The organism is Bacillus sp. FSL R5-0431 (assembly GCF_038002985.1).
In the GTDB taxonomy this organism is placed as follows: Bacteria; Bacillota; Bacilli; order Bacillales; family Bacillaceae; genus Bacillus.
On the sequence record NZ_JBBOOG010000001.1, the window covers coordinates 3,495,655 to 3,513,985 of the forward strand.

General features: G+C 42.5%; 19 protein-coding genes. 5 read left to right on the plus strand and 14 right to left on the minus strand.

The features are described 5' to 3' along the window. Window positions 1-112: 112 nt before the first annotated feature. Window positions 113-277 (plus strand): hypothetical protein, encoded by a 165-nt coding sequence (locus tag MKZ03_RS18030; RefSeq protein WP_003214630.1) that lies wholly within the window; start codon window positions 113-115, stop codon window positions 275-277. Window positions 278-310: 33 nt separating this feature from the next. Here the strand turns inward: MKZ03_RS18030 and MKZ03_RS18035 are convergent, their stop codons facing one another. From MKZ03_RS18035 to MKZ03_RS18085, 11 genes are all read right to left on the minus strand, one after another. Then, window positions 311-682, minus strand: a complete 372-nt coding sequence (locus tag MKZ03_RS18035; protein WP_034660494.1) for a DUF1304 domain-containing protein — start codon at window positions 680-682, stop codon at window positions 311-313. Between the two features lie 5 nt (window positions 683-687). Next, the gene (locus MKZ03_RS18040; protein WP_341032542.1) at window positions 688-942 is read right to left on the minus strand and encodes an ORF6C domain-containing protein; all 255 of its coding nucleotides are present in this window, start codon (window positions 940-942) and stop codon (window positions 688-690) included. A 208-nt stretch (window positions 943-1,150) separates the two neighbouring features. Further along, the gene (locus MKZ03_RS18045) at window positions 1,151-3,532 is read right to left on the minus strand and encodes an immune inhibitor A domain-containing protein (RefSeq protein ID WP_307500522.1); all 2,382 of its coding nucleotides are present in this window, start codon (window positions 3,530-3,532) and stop codon (window positions 1,151-1,153) included. A 189-nt stretch (window positions 3,533-3,721) separates the two neighbouring features. Continuing rightward, the gene (locus tag MKZ03_RS18050) at window positions 3,722-4,015 is read right to left on the minus strand and encodes a putative quinol monooxygenase (protein ID WP_060597613.1); all 294 of its coding nucleotides are present in this window, start codon (window positions 4,013-4,015) and stop codon (window positions 3,722-3,724) included. 25 nt (window positions 4,016-4,040) lie between these two features. Then, a complete protein-coding gene (locus tag MKZ03_RS18055; RefSeq protein WP_012011776.1) occupies window positions 4,041-4,679 on the minus strand; it encodes a nitroreductase family protein in 639 nt (212 codons plus the stop codon). A gap of 14 nt (window positions 4,680-4,693) precedes the next feature. Beyond that, the gene (locus tag MKZ03_RS18060; protein WP_045210167.1) at window positions 4,694-5,137 is read right to left on the minus strand and encodes a MarR family transcriptional regulator; all 444 of its coding nucleotides are present in this window, start codon (window positions 5,135-5,137) and stop codon (window positions 4,694-4,696) included. Window positions 5,138-5,318: 181 nt separating this feature from the next. After that, window positions 5,319-6,620, minus strand: coding sequence for a pyrimidine-nucleoside phosphorylase (locus MKZ03_RS18065; RefSeq protein WP_066031527.1), 1,302 nt, complete (start codon window positions 6,618-6,620; stop codon window positions 5,319-5,321). 25 nt (window positions 6,621-6,645) lie between these two features. Continuing rightward, complete coding sequence (locus MKZ03_RS18070; RefSeq protein ID WP_282067683.1) at window positions 6,646-7,827, minus strand: NupC/NupG family nucleoside CNT transporter; 1,182 nt, start codon at window positions 7,825-7,827, stop codon at window positions 6,646-6,648. A 166-nt stretch (window positions 7,828-7,993) separates the two neighbouring features. Continuing rightward, window positions 7,994-8,665, minus strand: a complete 672-nt coding sequence (deoC, locus tag MKZ03_RS18075) for a deoxyribose-phosphate aldolase (protein ID WP_341032543.1) — start codon at window positions 8,663-8,665, stop codon at window positions 7,994-7,996. 83 nt (window positions 8,666-8,748) lie between these two features. After that, on the minus strand, window positions 8,749-9,693 hold the full coding sequence (locus MKZ03_RS18080; protein ID WP_034660503.1) for a sugar-binding transcriptional regulator: 945 nt from the start codon (window positions 9,691-9,693) through the stop codon (window positions 8,749-8,751). A 60-nt stretch (window positions 9,694-9,753) separates the two neighbouring features. Then, window positions 9,754-10,629 (minus strand): aldose 1-epimerase family protein, encoded by an 876-nt coding sequence (locus MKZ03_RS18085; RefSeq protein WP_307500526.1) that lies wholly within the window; start codon window positions 10,627-10,629, stop codon window positions 9,754-9,756. Between the two features lie 241 nt (window positions 10,630-10,870). Here MKZ03_RS18085 and MKZ03_RS18090 point away from each other — a divergent pair, with 241 nt between their 5' ends. Beyond that, entirely contained in the window at window positions 10,871-12,694 is a 1,824-nt protein-coding gene (locus MKZ03_RS18090) for an acyltransferase family protein (RefSeq protein ID WP_341032544.1), read from the plus strand. Between the two features lie 27 nt (window positions 12,695-12,721). Here the strand turns inward: MKZ03_RS18090 and MKZ03_RS18095 are convergent, their stop codons facing one another. Together MKZ03_RS18095 and MKZ03_RS18100 are read right to left on the minus strand one after the other, a co-directional pair. After that, window positions 12,722-13,819: a saccharopine dehydrogenase family protein gene (locus MKZ03_RS18095; protein WP_307500528.1), complete on the minus strand. Its 1,098-nt coding sequence runs from the start codon at window positions 13,817-13,819 to the stop codon at window positions 12,722-12,724. Then, complete coding sequence (locus MKZ03_RS18100) at window positions 13,816-14,523, minus strand: class I SAM-dependent methyltransferase (RefSeq protein WP_034660508.1); 708 nt, start codon at window positions 14,521-14,523, stop codon at window positions 13,816-13,818. Before MKZ03_RS18100 ends, MKZ03_RS18095 begins: the two co-directional genes overlap by 4 nt. Window positions 14,524-14,658: 135 nt before the next feature. Here MKZ03_RS18100 and MKZ03_RS18105 point away from each other — a divergent pair, with 135 nt between their 5' ends. After that, window positions 14,659-15,666: a helix-turn-helix transcriptional regulator gene (locus MKZ03_RS18105; RefSeq protein ID WP_334750596.1), complete on the plus strand. Its 1,008-nt coding sequence runs from the start codon at window positions 14,659-14,661 to the stop codon at window positions 15,664-15,666. A 36-nt stretch (window positions 15,667-15,702) separates the two neighbouring features. Here MKZ03_RS18105 and yidA read toward each other — a convergent pair whose 3' ends face one another. Then, window positions 15,703-16,515, minus strand: a complete 813-nt coding sequence (gene yidA, locus MKZ03_RS18110) for a sugar-phosphatase (RefSeq protein WP_034660510.1) — start codon at window positions 16,513-16,515, stop codon at window positions 15,703-15,705. A 310-nt stretch (window positions 16,516-16,825) separates the two neighbouring features. Between yidA and MKZ03_RS18115 the strand changes: the two genes are divergently transcribed. Both MKZ03_RS18115 and MKZ03_RS18120 read left to right on the plus strand, forming a co-directional pair. After that, window positions 16,826-17,185: a MerR family transcriptional regulator gene (locus tag MKZ03_RS18115; protein WP_034660511.1), complete on the plus strand. Its 360-nt coding sequence runs from the start codon at window positions 16,826-16,828 to the stop codon at window positions 17,183-17,185. Window positions 17,186-17,329: 144 nt separating this feature from the next. Then, window positions 17,330-18,313 carry a Gfo/Idh/MocA family protein gene (locus MKZ03_RS18120; RefSeq protein ID WP_341032545.1) on the plus strand — a complete coding sequence of 328 codons (984 nt, stop codon included), beginning with the start codon at window positions 17,330-17,332 and terminating at the stop codon, window positions 18,311-18,313. Window positions 18,314-18,331 lie beyond the last annotated feature (18 nt).

Here is an 18,331-nt window from a genome sequence, read left to right on the forward strand (position 1 = left end):
CACATTCTATTGGTAGGGCATTTCATGTAAAATTGTCATTGAGTGATATCATATGAGGTAAGATGGATAGACCTCTCGGATGTGAGGGGACTTTAAAAGGAGTGGAAAAGAGATGAAAACCTATTCGATTGTGATGATCATCATCACGCTCTGTATCATATTGGCCGTCTTTTTGATGAACCTAACAGGGGTCATGTATGGAAAAATTATTTTGGCTGTTGCCGTTGCTCTTTGTCTGACATCCATTATTCGTCTGATGGGTCTTCGAAAAAGATAAAAGCCGCCCTCACTAGGGCGGCTTTATTTATGGTTAAATTGCCAGGATAAGCGCAATTAATGCAAGCAGCGCTGGTACTCCTTGCTTGATGATGATTGATTTATTAGAGGTCACACCGCCAAATACCGCAGCGATGATCACACAAAGAATGAAAAATAGCTGAATCATATATCCAACAGTATTCGATCCGAGAATGAGCCCCCAAATGAGTCCTGCAGCTAAAAACCCGTTATAAAGCCCCTGATTGGCAAACATCACTTTTACATTTGGATCCTTTTGCAAGTGTTCTGGCAGCTTAAAGGATCTCTTTGCCATCTTTGATTCCATAAAAAACATTTCTAATAACATAATGACAATGTGTTCTAATGCGACAATTCCTACTAATATCATTGCTAAAATATTCAATTTAGTTAATTCCTTTCTGATAGACGATCACGAATCTCTATTTTATCCGTGTATAAATCAAAGTCTTGTATTAATTCAAGCGCTTCAGTAAACCGGCTTTGTGGAATGTCTTTCATTTTTCTCACACCGAATTCCTTTTTAATAAAAGCCATGATGGTATTGATATGAAGCTTACCGTGACCATCATACTCCAAATGGCTGCAAAAAGTCTGCATCGTCCCTCTAATCACCTTTAATTGCTTAGCAGTGACACAATTCATTGGTAACGCTCATCCTTTCCTTTGTTTTAACAGCTAAAAAAGAACCATGAATGAAAGAAAAACCTTCCAGTCTCTATTATATAATGGTTTCATTCGGATATCAAAATAAAAAAGAACAGACATTCGACCAAAAAGCCGTCCTTTTCATCAAAAACAGTTTATTACCATATCAAAAAGCCGGATTCAATGGTAAAATCCGGCCTTCTTTTTAGTTACTTTTAGAAATTAATACCTTTCCAACAGAACGATCCTTACTTTGTCCAACGACTTTAAAGGATAGACCATATGTTGGTACATCACGTCCTGCATCTGGGTTATTTGGATTCACATAATTCTTTTTATCACTAAATGTACGAGTCGGGCGAATATAGCGATCTGCCAACGTTAAGCCTGTTGTCGCTGTATAATCAATATTCAGCTTCGTACTTGGATTCAAAGAAAATGCTGCATCATGTACTTGGAAGCCTGTGGCAGCAATGGAGCCGTCACTCCATTTCAATACTTGCTGATCTGCATCTACTACCCCAAGGAAACCGTTTCCTGGGTGATTTCCTACCCAGTTATCACTATAGGATTGATCGACATACCACACGACCAAACCGTTATTATAGCTCATGAGGCTTGCCCCACGTTTGATATGCTTTAAGCCTTTATCAACGTCAGCATAAGAGCGCCACTCTAGCAAATAATATTGGGGTGCATATTGTTTTCCATTAGATTTTGAGAATCCGTTAAAGGTGAACTTAGACGTCCCCTCGGCATCATCTGACCACACTTTCGTCCCATCTGCTGTGATGTTTAAATCATCTACAAATAAGCCTGGCAGTGAATAGCCTGCATCGGTTGTATAGCGGAATTGCAGGTCGATTTTCTTCCCTGCATAAGCAGAAAGATCAAAGGCTGCATCTACCCATCCGTCCGATTTTCCGTCAATTCCATTGCCTTCGTTCGCACCTGCTTCATTTCGATCATTCGTGATGTTACCAGAAATGGTCTTCCACTGATCAGTTCCTGTTTCACGTACTTCTACATACGCATAATCATAATCTTCTTCGATATCATACCATGCTTTAAATGTAAGCTCTGCTTTGCTCCCCTTCGACAAATCGATACCTGTTGTCGTCATGGTCGCATTCAAATTGTCACCCGTTCCGCTGAAGTACGAATATTGTCCTTGAGCAGGTTTTGTGACCACAATCTCTTTATCTGGTAAATCCACTCGAACCGCATCATGGTTCGTTCCTTTTGTTGCTGCTTCATCAATTAGCACTGTTTTGCTTTTCTTTAATGTTTTACCATCAATGGTTTGTCCAGTAAGCCAGTTACCGCCATGCAAGTTTTGAAGCATTTCTTTCGCATATGGACTAAAGCCTGTTGGTTCCGTTCCAGGGACTTTACCTGCCCAGCTTCCGCTTGACATGATCGACCAGTATGAAACAGGCTCGCCTCCGCCTGTGTACTGTGTATCGTACTCATCAGGAAGACCAAGGTCATGTCCGAATTCATGTGTGAACACGCCTGCCGCGCCATCTTCAGGCTCGATAGTGTAATCTAACGCACCTAATTTTCCGCCTTGCCCGACTTCAGATTCAGTGTTTGGAATTTCAAATACATCACCAAGTGACCAGCGGTGCGACCAAATCGCATTAGAGCCAAGTTGTCCGCCGCCAGCTTCTTCACCTACGCCAGCATGAACGACCATCAGATGGTCAATGATGCCGTCTGGTTCGTTATAAACGCCGTCTCCATCCATATCATAGCGGTCCCATTGATCATATTCACCGAGATCAATGTTCGGGTCTTTTGCTGCTGCTTCGAGTGCTTCTTTCACCAATTCACGCGGTTTGCCGTCACTGCCTGATTCGTCTGGTACGTTTCCACCGTAATAGGCTGCTTCATGCTTAGCTGTATACCATCCTGCAACTGTTCCACTGATTGTGTAACTACCGCCGGACTGCTTTTCATAATATTGCTTCATGGATACTTTGCGTTTACCATCTGGACCGATGTAGCCATTTTTTCCGAAAAGCATATCTTGATAGTGCTGTTGATTGTACTTGTCATAGTACATATCAGTCTCTTCTTTTTTAATACTATTATGCTTATAATCTTTAAAATCTACTAATAAAACCAATACCTTATCATTGCGAACATCGCCTTTATACTTTTCCTTTTTGACCGGTTTTACATGATTCCCTTCTTTTCCTTTATGCTTCTTTAACTTTTTCTTGTTGGCTAATTTGTTATGTACCTCTTGTTTGTATTCTTTCAGAAATCCAGGCTCTTCTGTTAAGGTGCTTGCACTTTGTTTCATGGCAGATTCTTCTTTTTTCTTTAGATATTTCTTTAATGCTTTTTGGGTTTCTGCCTCATTGGCATTCTTTTTGATCTTTCCTTGTTTTTTCAAGGCTTTGATGAGACGGTCTTCATTCACGACACTTGCGTCAAATGGAATACCTGAATAATGACCGCCATCTGAGGATGTTGATTTCTCTGTGGTGTGGGCAGATAGAGGGGTGCTGAAAGCTGCCAATGTGCCTAAACTGAGGACAGCCGTTAGTGCAATGCTCGTCCATTTCCCTTTTTTCATATTAGTTCCTCCCTAATTTGGTAATAAATAATATCTCATTCTAGCATATTCCAATATACTTAAGTCGAAAAACATTTTATTTTCAGAAACTTTGTGGAAAATGCACAATACGGGAATGAAATGGGTGGAACAAGGTGTCGAAAATAAAAGAACCCTAGACGATAACCGCCTAGGGTGTTTGTTGTTTTACTATGAAAGCTGCTGGCCTTGAAAGGCAACAACGTCAAGTGGAGCGGCTAAGAATTCTTTTGCCTTCGCTACGAAAGCTTGGAAATGTGCACTTGCATTATGGCTCTGAACCGCAGCGTCATCTTTCCACACTTCTACCATTAAAAAGGTATTTTCCTTTTCTGTATCCTTGAACAGCTTGTAGGATACATTGCCTTCTTCCGCTTGTGAAGCTTTCATTAATGCGTTGATTTCTTCTAGAAATACGTTTTCTTTTTCTGGATGGATCGTCATCCCAGCATGAATAATAATCATATGATCGTCTCCTTTTGAAAAGATATTATTTCCACTCTGTAATGCGTTCAATCGGTAAGCGGTAAGATGCATAACCTTCGTCAGCAGCTTTCCCAATTGATAACAGCATCACTGGTACATAACGTTCTTTATCCCAGCCAAATGTTTCAGCGATGACTTCTTTATCAAATCCGCCAATTGGATTTGTATCATAGCCGTGTGCACGTGCTGCAAGCATAAGCTGCATAGACACAATTCCACCGTCAATTAAGATTGTTTCGCGATTCACTTGCTCTGGAAGAACCTCAAAGTGTGCAGTTAGTGCAGCAATTTGTCTTTCTTTCACTTCTTGCGGCATGTAGCCATGCTCTACTGCTTTTGAATAAATTTCATCTAAGTATTCATTGCTTTTCATATCTGCAAATACTGCAATGACAGCTGCTGATGTTGACACTTGAGTTTGGTTGAATTTTGCAAGTGGTGCAAGCTTTTCTTTTCCTTCTGGGCTGTCAATGACCATAAAGCGCCAAGGCTGTGCATTCACTGATGATGGTGCCGTTGTTGCTTCTTCTAAAATCTCTGCCATTTCTTCTTTGCTGATTTTCACAGCTGGGTCATAGTTACGAATGGAGCGGCGCCCTTTCATAATTTCCATAAAATCGTTTGTTTTTAATGTTGTAGCCATGTTGAAACACTCCTTTAGGTTGTTTGAATCTTTTCGATGTTTTGTTGTATTCGCATGAGCACATCAGTGAGAAGCTTTCGTTCTTCGTCACTTACGTTTTCAAGCATTTCTGAGATAAATCGTTCTTTTTCTTTTTTAGAAGCTTCGATTCTCGTTCTGCCTTCTTCTGTCAGACGAACAAGTGTGACTCGATTATCTTCTGGCTTTCTTCTGCGCGTAACCATTCCTTTTGTTTCTAACTGTTTTAAGTGACGCGTCACAGCCGCACTGTCAATATTTACTTTTTTCTGCAAATCTGACTGGCTGATTTCGTCGGCTTGGAATAACAGTGATAGCAACTCTAGTCTTGATTGGCTGATGCCCGTGCATGCTTCGAACTTCACACCCATCATACGGTTCACGCACTGCAAACGGTATAATACCTCTGCTTCTTCAGAGCAAAATGCAGTCAATGCCATCCCCTCTTTTCTATTCAGATCAATTAGTTGATATATCAATCATTGACTCGTCAACTAATATACACCCATTATTTGATGATTGCAAGAGGTTTGTTTCATAAAGTGAAATTTTTTATCTCAATAGAAAAAGAAATGAACAAAAAAAGGACAAAAGCGACGAAGCACTTTTGTCCTTTTTCCTTTATTCTGTGATCACAGTGTGAATGAGAGTTGGTGCATCAGCATGATCTGCGATGCGGATGTTGTCATAAATTTTTTCCATGACATTCGCAACATCTTCACGATTTGCATGAAGTGTCACGAGTGAATCTCCTTTTTCAACACGATCGCCGACTTTTTTGTTCAGCATGATGCCGACAGATAGGTCGATCTCGTCCTCTTTTGTTGCACGTCCTGCTCCAAGAATCATCGCTGCAACACCGATTTCGTCTGCGACGATTTCAGCAACCACACCTGATTCCTTTGCAGGAACGTCGATTTGGTAAGGGGCTTGCGGCAGTTTTTCCGGCTGATCCACAATCGAGCCGTCTCCACCTTGATTTTCTAAGAATTCCTTGAATTTCTCAAGTGCTTTGCCGTTTTTCATGACTTCAATTAGCTTTTCTCTTGCTTCATCAAGTGTCTCTGCTTTTTTCGCAAGAACAACCATTTGACTTCCTAATGTGAGCACAAGCTCGTTTAAGTCTTCAGGACCTTCGCCTCGGAGTGTATCAATCGCTTCTTTCACCTCAAGGGAATTTCCAATCGCTAATCCTAGCGGCTGAGACATATCAGAGATGACAGCCATCGTTTGTCTGCCTACGTTGTTTCCGATGCGAACCATTGCTTTTGCAAGTTTCTCAGAATCCTCAGGGGTTTTCATGAAAGCACCTGCGCCTGTTTTCACATCTAGTACGATTGCATCTGCACCAGCAGCAATCTTCTTACTCATAATAGAGCTTGCAATGAGCGGAATCGAGTTAACGGTACCTGTCACATCACGAAGGGCATAAAGCTTTTTATCCGCTGGTGTCAGGTTGCCTGATTGCCCAATGACCGCTACTTTATGACGGTTCACGAGCTCGATGAATTCGTCTTTTGTAATTTCTACGTGGAAGCCTTTTACCGCTTCAAGCTTGTCCACTGTACCGCCTGTATGTCCAAGGCCGCGGCCAGACATTTTCGCAACAGGTACATCCAGTGCAGCCACAAGAGGAGCGAGTACAAGCGTTGTTGTATCACCTACACCGCCTGTTGAGTGCTTGTCTACTTTAATGCCCTCAATGGCAGACAGGTCAATCGTGTCTCCTGAGTTCGCCATAGCGAGCGTTAAGTCTGCACGTTCTTGATCCGTCATATCTTGGAAGAAAATTGCCATAGCCAAGGCACTTGCTTGGTAGTCAGGAATTGTTCCGTCCGTATATTCTTTGACAAAGAAAGAAATTTCCTCTGAAGATAATTCTTTTCCGTCACGTTTTTTCGCAATGATATCTACCATTCTCATTGTTTTCACCATTCCTTTTTTTAAATTAGTAAATCAAACCGACAACGCCTGCTGTTAAGAAGCTGACAAGTGTTGCACCGAATAACAGCTTTAATCCAAAGCGTGCGACAACGTTCCCTTGTTTTTCGTTTAAGCCTTTGACTGCTCCAGCAATGATACCGATAGAAGAGAAGTTCGCAAATGACACAAGGAATACAGAAATGATCGCTTCTGTACGAGCACTGAAATGCAAACTATCTCCATTTAGAGCAAGCATTGCCACAAATTCGTTAGATACCATTTTCGTTGCCATAATGCTTCCTGCTTGTACGGCTTCGCTCCAAGGTACACCGATAAGGAAAGCAAATGGAGCAAACACATATCCAAGTACATCTTGGAAAGAAACACCGATGACAGCTGTAAAGATTCCATTAATCATCGCAATTAATGCAACGAATCCAATCAACATCGCAGCGACAACAATCGCTACTTTGAAACCATCCATAATATATTCGCCAAGCATTTCAAAGAAGGATTGCTTTTCTTCTTCAACGACTTCGAGCATGTCTTCGTCCTTAGCTACTTCATATGGATTGATAATAGACGCGATAATAAATCCACCAAATAGGTTCAGCACAAGTGCTGTGACCACGTACTCTGGTTTAATCATTTGCATGTACGCACCGACAATAGACATCGATACTGTCGACATCGCAGATGCACATAATGTATAAAGACGCTGCTGAGGTAACAATCCAAGCTGCTTCTTAATAGAAATAAACACTTCTGATTGTCCTAAAATCGCAGACGCTACTGCGTTGTAAGATTCTAGTTTCCCCATACCGTTTACTTTGCTAAGCAAATAACCGATTCCGCGTACGATAAGCGGAAGGATACGCCAATGCTGCAAAATACCGATCAATGCCGAAATAAAGACGATCGGCAGTAAGACGTTGATGAAGAAAGTTGACGCATTATCATTCATTAACCCGCCAAATACGAAGTTGATTCCTTCGCCGGCATAGCCTAGAAGCATTTGGAATCCTTTTGCAAAGCCGCCGACTAGGAAGTTTCCAACACCTGTATTGAGCAGAATATAACCTAAAATAAATTGCAGTACAATCATGACAAATACTGGACGGAATTTTACTCGTTTTTTCCCGTTACTAGCCAGCCATGCAATGGCGAGAATCACCAGCAAACCGATGATACCAATCAAGTATTTCATGTTTTTCCTCCTCGAATGAATTCGTTTACATTAATGCGATTGTATGGAACAAACCCTATTTCGTAAACAAAGAGCGGAAGAAATTCCCAGAAGCGAGATCCTTCCGCTTATGACTTTTTCATCATTTATGAGTCACGAATGTTATCCTACCATAGGATCGTATGAATTAATAGTCTTTCGAAGGAGTTGATTGATCCCCTTTGATAATGGAAACGCCTGCACTCGCACCAATACGGGTAGCGCCTGCAGCTGTCATGGCTTCAACGTCTTCTTTTGTTCTCACGCCGCCTGATGCTTTTACACCAATGTCAGGTCCAACTGTTTTACGCATTAATGCGATATCCTCAACTGTTGCACCGCCTGTACTAAATCCAGTCGAAGTTTTCACAAAATCAGCGCCAGCTTTTACTGAAAGCTCACAAGCTTTGACTTTCTCTTCATCTGTTAATAAACAAGTTTCAATGATGACTTTCACTAAGGCTTTGCCTTTTGCTGCGTCTACAACTGCACGAATATCTTGTTCAACTGCAGCATATTCGCCGTCTTTCAATGCCGCGATATTGATGACCATGTCCACTTCAGTTGCACCGTTTTCAATTGCATCATTTGTTTCGAATGCTTTCACTGCTGTTGTGTTTGCACCTAACGGGAAACCGATGACTGTACATACATCAACGCCTGTTCCTGCTAGTTCCTTTGCTGCAAGAGATACCCAAGTTGGATTCACACATACGGATGCAAATTGATGAGTTTTTGCTTCTTCAAGTAACTGCATAATGGCAGCTCTAGATGTATCTGGTTTTAGTGCTGTATGATCAATGAGCTTTGCTATCGTCATGCTTACACTTCCTTTTAATTATGATACTTTCATCATATATGACCAATGAACATTTGTAAACATAGTTATGAAATTTTGTTCATCTATTTTGTGACATTTAAAAGAGCCTTTGCTGTATGCTGATCAATAATCAATACGTTCGCATATTTTCCTCTTAGTGCCCCGTGGATAGAAGCAACCTTGCGATGTCCACCAGCAACAAGAATGGAGCGTTCTTTTGTCCTTAAATCATCAAGCTCCACACCAATAGTGCGGTTGTTAATCGCTTCACTGCAAATGCGCCCTTCCTGATCATAAAAGCGCGAACAGATGTCTCCGACGCTGGATGCTTTGAGCAGCGCTTTTTCTTCTTCACGGAAATAACCAAGTCTAAACAAAAGTGCTTCATCTCTTACCGTTCCAACAGTAAACACAGCAATATTCGCCTGTTTCCCCATTTCAATGATGCGCTGAATATGTCTGTCCTGCTCAACCATCTCCTTGACGGCAGCACTGTCAAATACGACAGGAAGCGGCAAATAGCGCGGTGCTGTTTGAAAGGCCTCAGCAAACAGCTGGATGGTTTCCGCAGAATATGTATTCACATGGGAGTGGCTGATCCCACCCTTCAGCTGGACAACCTCCACACCTTTGACCTGTTTAGGTTGCATCTTTTGGGCAATTTGATACATGGTGGTTCCCCAGCTCACACCAACGATATCACCGTCTTTCACTGTGTCTTGCAAGTACTCGGCACCAAATTGGCTCAAGTATTCGGTAATCGTTGGATAATCATCTTTGGGCGAAAACACCACATGAGCTTCGAGCAGGTCATATTTTTCCTTGAGCAATGAAGATAGCTCATTTAAGTCTTCAAATGGGTCCATTACCGTTATCTGGACGTACCCCTTCTCCTTCGCATATTGAAGCAGCCGAGACACAGTTGGTCTCGACAGGTCGAGTTGTTTGGCAATTTCCTGCTGGCTGTAATCCGATAAATAATAAAGCCTTGCCGCTTCAATACTCAGTTGTTGTTTCTCCCGATCCATTCGTACGCCTCCTTTTTTCTTCTATCATAACAAAATGTTCATCTTATCATGCACAAATGTTCATTTGAAGAAAATCGTATAGGCGGCTTGGAAGGTTTCATTCTTCTCTAAAGTTTGAATACCGAACTTTTCCTTGTACTGCCCATTCGCCCCTTCAACATCGGCAATACCGTACCAAGGCTCAATACATACAAATGGAGCCATTGTGCCTTTTTCTTTATTATAAGGTGACCAAATACCAACAAACGGAAAACCAGTGAGATCAACCTCAACCCCGTGACCTGCCTGAGAAATCAATGACACTCGATTGATATGACTATAGATCATCGCATCATGCTGAAAAAGCTCTGGTCGAAGCTGAATCGGTTCAAGTTGAATGCCTTTTTCTTTCTCCCTGACAAGTGAATTTTTTAGTTCATATTGGACAGGAAGATACTCAGTGGAAGGGGTCAATGTCAGGTAGTAATCTGCTGTGCGCTCACCTTCAACAAGCGGGACATGAAATGCGGGGTGCCCTCCAATGGAGAAATACATCGTGTCATCTCCGTCATGATCAATTTCCCAGGAAATCGTCAGACCATTTTCCGACAGCTCGTATCGAATACGGGCGGTAAATTCATAAGGATACTGCTCGATGTGGCGGCCTTTTGATTCATATTGAAAGGTCACCGTATGTTTCGTTTCTTCATATAAATCAAAATCAACATCCCGCAAGAATCCATGCTGCGCGAGCTCATAGGTTTGATCACCTATCTTGTATTGGTCATTCTTTAATCGTCCGACAATTGGAAATAAGACTGGCGACACCCTGCCCCAATAAGCAGGATCGCCAGACCACATATAGTGACGTCCGCTTTCCTTGTGAAGCACCTCTCTGACCTCAGCACCTCTCTCATTGACCTGAATCAATAACTGACCATTTTCAATCGTTCTCATTCCACACATCCCCTTTCCTTCTTCTTTTATTATGACAGGGATTTTGGTTTTGAGTATAGAAATAAAACAGCCTTCCAGACCATCAATTCTTTCTTTATATAAAAATTTTAAAAAAAGACAGAAATTCGCCAACAAAATGTGATGCTGATTCGTCTAATCTTATATAAAATAAAAGAATCGTTGTTCTTTTGGAGTGACAACAAAAAAGAAGCGTTTTGACATAAATGGGGGATTCACTTTCATGAATAGCAAGGAAAATCGTTTACGTTATATATTAGGATTAGATGGGCTACGGGCTGTTGCTGTATTGGCAGTCATTGCTTATCACTTACATATCGGACCTGCGAGCGGCGGGTTTCTTGGCGTTGATTTGTTTTTTGTGATTTCTGGGTACTTGATTACGACGATCTTGTTACATAAGCAGGATCTGAGCTATCAAGAGCTTTTACCATTTTGGATGGGCCGGATCAGAAGGCTTCTTCCAGCTGCTTACGTGATGATTTTTTTAACCGTCAGCTGGTGTGCGATTGCGGGTTCGAATGCACTATTGTCCATTCGTGGCGATGCCTTATCGTCCTTTTTTTATGTCAGTAACTGGTGGTACATCTTCCATCAGCTGTCTTATTTTGATAGCTTCAACGCTGTATCTCCACTGAAAAATTTGTGGTCTTTGGCGATAGAAGAGCAATTTTATATCATTTGGCCGGTTCTATTGATTGCAGGACTAAAATGGGTGAAAAATAGATCCCATTTGCCAATGATCACCTTTGGCCTTGCACTTGTTTCCGCCTTATGGATGGCGATTCTTTATTCACCAGATACCGATCCAAGCAGAGTTTATTACGGAACAGATACTCGTGCATTTGCGCTCCTGATTGGGTGCAGCCTGGCATTTGTATGGCCCATGCAAAGACTGTCCAGCAAAAAGTTACTTCCTGTTGGCAGACGTATTTTACATATCGCTGCTTTTGGTTCGTTTGCGGTTTTTCTTTTGTGTGTTTATGCAGTGGACGAATTTGACGGCTTTCTCTATCAGGGCGGCATGCTTTTATTCTGTCTAAATGCAGCGATTTTAATTGCGTGCATCTGCCACCCTGCAAGTCTTTTGGGAAAATGGCTCTCCTATCAGCCGCTCGTCTGGCTCGGAAAGCGTTCTTATGGTATTTATCTATGGCATTATCCCATCATCGTGCTGACCACCCCTGTCATTGAAATTGGACAGCCTTCTATGGGGCGTGTCGCATTGCAGATCATGGCCATTTTACTCATTGCAGAGGCCTCTTACCGCTTCATCGAACAGCCGATTCGCCGGCTTGGCTTCAGACAATATTTTGCCTCTTGGTCTATTTGGAAAAAGGGATTCAAACAATGGTCTACGTCTCATAAAGTGTTCCTTGGAATCGCAGCAGCTCTTTTGATCTTATTTACCATTGGCATGTCCAGTTCGTCCCATACGTCCCCACATGCCAAGGAAGTGACACAAATTAAGACGGCACCGAAAAAAGCAGGAGACTCTGCGGAACCAAAAGCTAATAAAAAGAAAGAAAAACACGAGAAGAAAGCAGCAGATCAGAAGCAGTTTCACCAAATTCTTGCTATTGGTGATTCCGTCATGCTGGACATTGCGCCAAATCTTGAAAAGGCATATGCACAAATCACCATCGATGCAAAGGTTGGCAGACAAATGAACGAAGCCGTCAGCATCGCTCCTCAATATGCTTCATTTAATCAATCTGATGCCGCTGTTATTATTGAACTTGGCACGAATGGCTATTTTACTGAGGGCACATTGACAGCATTCATTCAGCAATTTTCAAAGGCGCACATTTTCCTTGTGAACACGAGAGTCCCAAGGTCTTGGGAAAATGATGTGAATGCAGTCATTCAGCGAGTGGCCGATCAACATTCCAATGTGACCCTTGTCGATTGGCATTCAGCCGCTACCGGACAGCCCTCTTATTTTCAGCCGGATGGTGTTCACCTTTCAACAAAAGGCTCTGACACATTGACACATCTCATTACAGCGAGCATCAAGAAAAAAGGAGTTGTGTCATCTTCATCATAAAAAGACTAGCATCCTGCTAGTCTTCTTTTATTCCGTCAAAAGTCTGGCTCTAACCGCTAACACCCGCTTTTCCTTCGTTGTTTGATCCACCAAAGCAAAATCACCATTCTCATAAGCTAATGAAAATAATTCTTCGATATGAAAAACACCTGTCTGAAACCGCCTGCTCAATAAATGCAATGCCGCAGCAGAGGCGACTTGAGCTGTTGCTTGAGACTCATCGCGCCCTTTTATTCCAAGCGCTGCTTGATGAATCTTGTTCCCATCCATTCCTGTAGCCTCCACTTTCACTGCATATTGATCTGTTCCCATTTGAGCAGATTGAATCATGGAAATGGCTCGTTTCTTGATTTTCGGCACAGTGAGAAGGGACGTCATTCCGAGACTCCTTGTGAAGGCAAATGCACGCGTTGCCGCGCGGGAATCAAAACAGAGCCTTGTCGTCACAGAAGGCACGCGGAGCGTCGAAGGCAATGTCTGCTGATCAGAGAAGGGGAACTGATAGGCATGCCTCTTTCCAAGACTTCCACCAAAGTCTATCCGTTTACCTCCAGTAAAGCTTTTGACTCTTTTACGCTGATGATGCTTAGTAAGCACATAGTCAGTATGGACTTGATCAAGCGTCCATTCAATAGCGGCTTTTCCATGCTGATCACCCAACCCAAGCATAATCCCTATATCTATTTGATTCACTGATGAGAGCATAGATGCTGCTTTCGCTGCCAATAAATTCGTAAGGCCAGGCGCAAGCCCGACACTGAGCAAAGCCGTTGCACCGATGTGCCGCTGATCCAGCTTTGCCACCTGTTCCATGTACGTTCCCTTTGCGGAGATATCTATATAATCAATGCCTGACCGCAGAACTGCTTCAGCAAATGACGGTTCTTCTTGATCAAGGCACATGATCACCAGCTTTGTTTTATCCATCCAGTCCGAAAATAACGGCTCACTGACATCTAGTTGATAAGGACGAACCTTCCCTTTTGTGTGGCGTGAAAATTTCTCTGCCTTCTCATAGCTTCTGCCTGCCGCAACAATTTGCCCGGGATACACTTCGCTTAACTGTAGACATATTTGCTGTCCAACATGTCCATAGCCGCCAATCACCATCACCTGTGATCTCATTTCTCATCCGCCTCTCTTCGACCTCGCTTGCAAACAAGCCCTTTGATCATTCCTGCCTGAAAATAAGGTCTGATGTCTTCAAATCCCGCTTTGATTAAATGCTCTCTTATCTCTTCCTCAGGAACAGGGTGTGTCGCGTGTCCCAGCCTGTTTTTAAAGGATGTAAACACTTCTTTTTCTAGACCCTGCCGCTGCATGAAAAGAGAAAGCATGAAAAGCTCCTGTTGAAATGTATGGGACTTCATCTCTCCCTGTATAAATGCCAACACAAGCGGTGCATCTGGTTGAAGCCTGCGGGCAATCTCCTCTAAAAAGGGCTGGCGCTTTTCTATAAAATGAATCACAAGCAAACTCATCGCTGCATCGTAAACAGGTTCAGCAGAAACCTTATCTAATACGGTCTCATGCCATGTAACACGCGCCTCCATCTGAAGCTGTCCAACTCGCTGTTTCGCCATATCCAGCATAGAAGGTGACGGATCGATTCCTGTGATGAGCCAGTCTTCTTTTCTTTGAAGCATGTTGATGATCTCTTCGCCCCCGCCCGCTCCAACAGTCAAAATGCGAGAAGCCGCTCCCTTTACTTCAGTTTCTAATACGTCTATTGTCAACTCATGCAATAGCTGATAGCCGGGTACTTTATGAGCAATCGTGGCTGCGTATGATTCAGCAACGGGATCGTGCCAATGCTGGTTTCCTTTCATGTCCTTCTCCTCCTCCTCCAGTTCCTTTCCGCTTTACATCGTTTCCTGTACACTAACGGTATGACATCTTTATTGTAAAAAGAGACATCAAAAAACACGATCCCTAAAAGTGGGGATTTTTGAGGAGGAGATCATGTGACCAATCCAGCCACTCATTTTCAGCAGCTGAGACAACACATTCGGAACGAGCTTGCTGCCGTCCTTGATTTTGATGCCGCCTGTATCACGACCATTGATCCAGCCACTCTCCTCTCGACAGGTTCCTTCACAGATGAACCGATTGAAGAAATTCATGATCAGCTGTTTCAAAATGAGTTCTTAAAAAAGGACGTGCATCAACATGAGTCTCTAGCCAAAGGCCCTATTCATGCTGCGAGCTTAGTCCAAAGCGGGGAATATCTCAACAGTGATCGCTACAGAGACATTTTGTTGCCTAAAGGATGGTCTGATGAATTGCGGGCAGCCCTTGTGATTCAAGGAGAATGCTGGGGTATTGCCAGCCTATATCGTCTAAAGGACAAGGAACCTTTTCAAGAACAAGATATCCGAGCGGTCATCGAGCAGACGCCCAGACTCGCAGCCAAGCTAAGAGATGAACTTTTCAAGAAAAGAGATACTGAAGAGGATGACGCAGCGGAGCAGCAAGGTTTCCTCATTCTCTCACACGATTACAATCTTCTTTATGGAAATGAGACAGGGCTTCATTGGCTTCATACATTTCAAGCCTTTGAACAAATCCATGACAAGGCGACCATGCCGCGCCCGTTCAGAGCATTAGGGGCTAAACTTTTATACGGAGGTATCGACCAAACAGCGGCAAGCATGACGAGAATGCCTACGGGGCTGTTCCTCTCTCTTCAAGCATTTCGATTAGCGCGGGCAGCCGGGCAGGAAGAGGCTGTCATGATTCACATCAAGAGAGCCCAAACAAATGATATTCTTCCTTATGCGGCAAAAACGTACCGGCTGACAGAAAGAGAGATAAACGTCCTCGACTGCTTATTAAAGGGACAGTCTACAAAGGAAATCGCCAGTATTTTATTTATTTCAACCCATACCGTCCATGATCATGTGAAGGCGATGCTGCAAAAGACAAATTTGAGCAGCAGACGGATGCTTGTTTACTTTTTCTCTCACATATAAAAAAGCGGCTACCTCACTGGTAGACCGCTTTTTTGTTTATTTTCCTAAAACTAACTCATGCAGGACATGTGCTACTCCGGCTTCATTATTAGATTTTGTCACAACATCCGCTACGGCTTTGACATCATCAATGGCATTTCCCATGGCAACGCCGCAGCCCGCAAATTCCAGCATCGATACGTCATTCCCATTGTCACCAATGGCCATGACCTCTTCACGAGCAATTCCCAGCTCTTTCGCCAGCAGCTTCACGGCGTTTCCTTTGCTGACTTCAGGATGCAGGATTTCAAGGAAGAAATCTGTGCTTTTCACCATCATGTACTTGTCTTTTACTTCAGATGGAATGGCTTGTATCGTCTTTTCCAACCGTTCTGGCTGATCAATATACATCATCTTCGGAAGTCTCATTGAAGGATCTGCCTCTTCAACAGGTAAATATTTAAGCGGCAGCTTTGTTAAATAAGATTCAAGTACTGTGTATTCACTAATATCACGATTCGGTGTGTACAAATGAGCGGAATCGAAATAATGCATCGGTGTATCGAGCTCACGGCTCAGCTCATATAAAGAAGTCAAATCATCATAGGATAATGTCAGTTCTGACACCACTTCATTTGTATGGCTGTTTTGGACAAGCGCCCCATTGTAGGCAATCACATAGTCTCCTTCTTGATTGAGCTGAAGATCATCTAGATAGCGATTCACTCCACCAATAGGTCGTCCTGTACATAATACAATCTTAACTCCCTCTGCCTTCGCCTGTTGAATGGCCTCAAACACCTCAGCTGTCACCATATGTTGATCATTTAATAACGTACCATCCATATCAATTGCAACTAATTTATACATTCACTGGTCCCCTTTTCTCAGCAAAAAACGTGCTGTCACTATTTTGAGCCATCATCTATATGATGACAGGTTATATCATTACTATTTACCTATTTTAGCCTATCGTTTTTTCATCACGCTGTCTACTTGTTCTCACCTGTAACAAAATTGTCATCTGCCTACTCTATTATATCGTATTCTATTCATCCTGCTTTAAACAGAGTTTGTGCCCTTTTCCAATGGGAAAATGAAAACAAATGTTCACGACTGAACATTTTGAAACTAGCAAATCTAATTGTATGATGGATAGCAAAGAAAGGAGGTGCAGGGAATGATTACGTTTACTAGAGGTAAATTGTCAAAACTGTCTGGTGTGCATATTGAAACCATTCGTTTTTACGAAAATGAGGGTGTGCTCCCCGAACCAAAGAGAGCACATAACGGCTATCGTTTATATGATAAAAAATATGTACTCATGCTTTCCTTTATCACAGAAGCAAGAAAGCTAGATTTCTCACTCAAAGAAATTCGCGAAATTATCAAATCACTATTTGAAAAACAATCAAAAACAGAAGCTGAACAGCTGCTCGAACAAAAAGTTGAGGATATTCAACACTCCATTCAAGAGTTAAAGAAGAGGAAGGCTGCCATTCAATTGTTAACAAAACAAACATTAGCGGACATCAGCTAATTGTAAGGGCTGCCAAAAATGTGCCGGTGTTTGCCACTGGCACCCCTCTCCGCCCAGGCCTCAAGTGCACGTGTAATTCAAACATCAGTTATACTAGAGACAGCTTTACTTGATATCAAACGAGTGGAAGGGGTTTTGAGTAGAATGAACATTGCAACCATTGGAACAGGTGTGATTGTGGAAAGCTTCTTGCAAGCGATTGAACAGCTTGAAGGCGCTTCTTGTCATGCCGTCTATTCAAGAAAGGAAGCAACGGCAAAGAAGCTCGCAGACCAATTTGGTGTGAAAACAACTTATACGGACTTAACGGCTATGCTAGAAGATCCGAACATTGAAGCCGTTTATATTGCATCACCGAATCGTTTACATAGCGAACATGCCGCAGCTGCATTGGAACACGGAAAACATGTGATTTGCGAAAAGCCTTTCACCTCTAATGTCAAAGAGCTGGAAGCCTTAATCGCACTCGCAAAGGAAAAGCAGCTTCTCTTATTTGAGGCCATTACGACCATTCATATGCCAAACTATCATTTGATTAAAAAGCACCTTCATCAATTAGGTAAAATCAAACTGGTTCAATGCAACTATAGTCAATATTCAAGCAAATATAATCAGCTGCTAGCCGGCGAAACGCCAAATGTCTTTAACCCTGAATTCTCCGGAGGAGCGTTGATGGATATTAATATCTATAATGTCCATTTCATCATGAACCTCTTCGGATCACCAGAACAGGTCCGCTACCAGGCAAACCGTCACCCAAATGGCATCGATACATCTGGTGTTTTGACTTTCACCTACAATGATTTCATTGCGACAAGTGTCGGCAGTAAGGATACAAGCAGCATGAATTTTGCATTGATTCAAGGAGAAAAAGGCTTCATTCATGTGAAAAATGGGGCGAATGGCTGCGAGGAAGTGCTGCTTCATGTGAATGATCAGGTGACCTCACTCAATGCACAAACAAATTCAAACCGTCTGTTTTATGAAACAGAAGCTTTTCAGCACATCATTGAAACAAAAAATTATGAACAGTGCTATGCATGGCTTGATGAAAGTCTCTCCGTAATGAAAGTCCTTGAAGCTGCAAGAAAAGATGCAGGTATTGTTTTCCCAGCAGATCAATTTTAATCAAAAAAACCGCCTTCT

Coding starts and splice junctions, on each gene's coding strand:
- MKZ03_RS18030 (WP_003214630.1), top strand. CDS start 113: ATGAAAACCTATTCGATTGTGATGATCATCATCACGCTCTGTATCATA.
- MKZ03_RS18040 (WP_341032542.1), bottom strand. CDS start 942: ATGAATTGTGTCACTGCTAAGCAATTAAAGGTGATTAGAGGGACGATG.
- MKZ03_RS18045 (WP_307500522.1), bottom strand. CDS start 3,532: ATGAAAAAAGGGAAATGGACGAGCATTGCACTAACGGCTGTCCTCAGT.
- MKZ03_RS18050 (WP_060597613.1), bottom strand. CDS start 4,015: ATGATTATTATTCATGCTGGGATGACGATCCATCCAGAAAAAGAAAAC.
- MKZ03_RS18055 (WP_012011776.1), bottom strand. CDS start 4,679: ATGGCTACAACATTAAAAACAAACGATTTTATGGAAATTATGAAAGGG.
- MKZ03_RS18060 (WP_045210167.1), bottom strand. CDS start 5,137: ATGGCATTGACTGCATTTTGCTCTGAAGAAGCAGAGGTATTATACCGT.
- MKZ03_RS18065 (WP_066031527.1), bottom strand. CDS start 6,620: ATGAGAATGGTAGATATCATTGCGAAAAAACGTGACGGAAAAGAATTA.
- MKZ03_RS18070 (WP_282067683.1), bottom strand. CDS start 7,827: ATGAAATACTTGATTGGTATCATCGGTTTGCTGGTGATTCTCGCCATT.
- deoC (WP_341032543.1), bottom strand. CDS start 8,665: ATGACGATAGCAAAGCTCATTGATCATACAGCACTAAAACCAGATACA.
- MKZ03_RS18080 (WP_034660503.1), bottom strand. CDS start 9,693: ATGGATCGGGAGAAACAACAACTGAGTATTGAAGCGGCAAGGCTTTAT.
- MKZ03_RS18085 (WP_307500526.1), bottom strand. CDS start 10,629: ATGAGAACGATTGAAAATGGTCAGTTATTGATTCAGGTCAATGAGAGA.
- MKZ03_RS18090 (WP_341032544.1), top strand. CDS start 10,871: ATGAATAGCAAGGAAAATCGTTTACGTTATATATTAGGATTAGATGGG.
- MKZ03_RS18095 (WP_307500528.1), bottom strand. CDS start 13,819: ATGAGATCACAGGTGATGGTGATTGGCGGCTATGGACATGTTGGACAG.
- MKZ03_RS18100 (WP_034660508.1), bottom strand. CDS start 14,523: ATGAAAGGAAACCAGCATTGGCACGATCCCGTTGCTGAATCATACGCA.
- yidA (WP_034660510.1), bottom strand. CDS start 16,515: ATGTATAAATTAGTTGCAATTGATATGGATGGTACGTTATTAAATGAT.
- MKZ03_RS18115 (WP_034660511.1), top strand. CDS start 16,826: ATGATTACGTTTACTAGAGGTAAATTGTCAAAACTGTCTGGTGTGCAT.
- MKZ03_RS18120 (WP_341032545.1), top strand. CDS start 17,330: ATGAACATTGCAACCATTGGAACAGGTGTGATTGTGGAAAGCTTCTTG.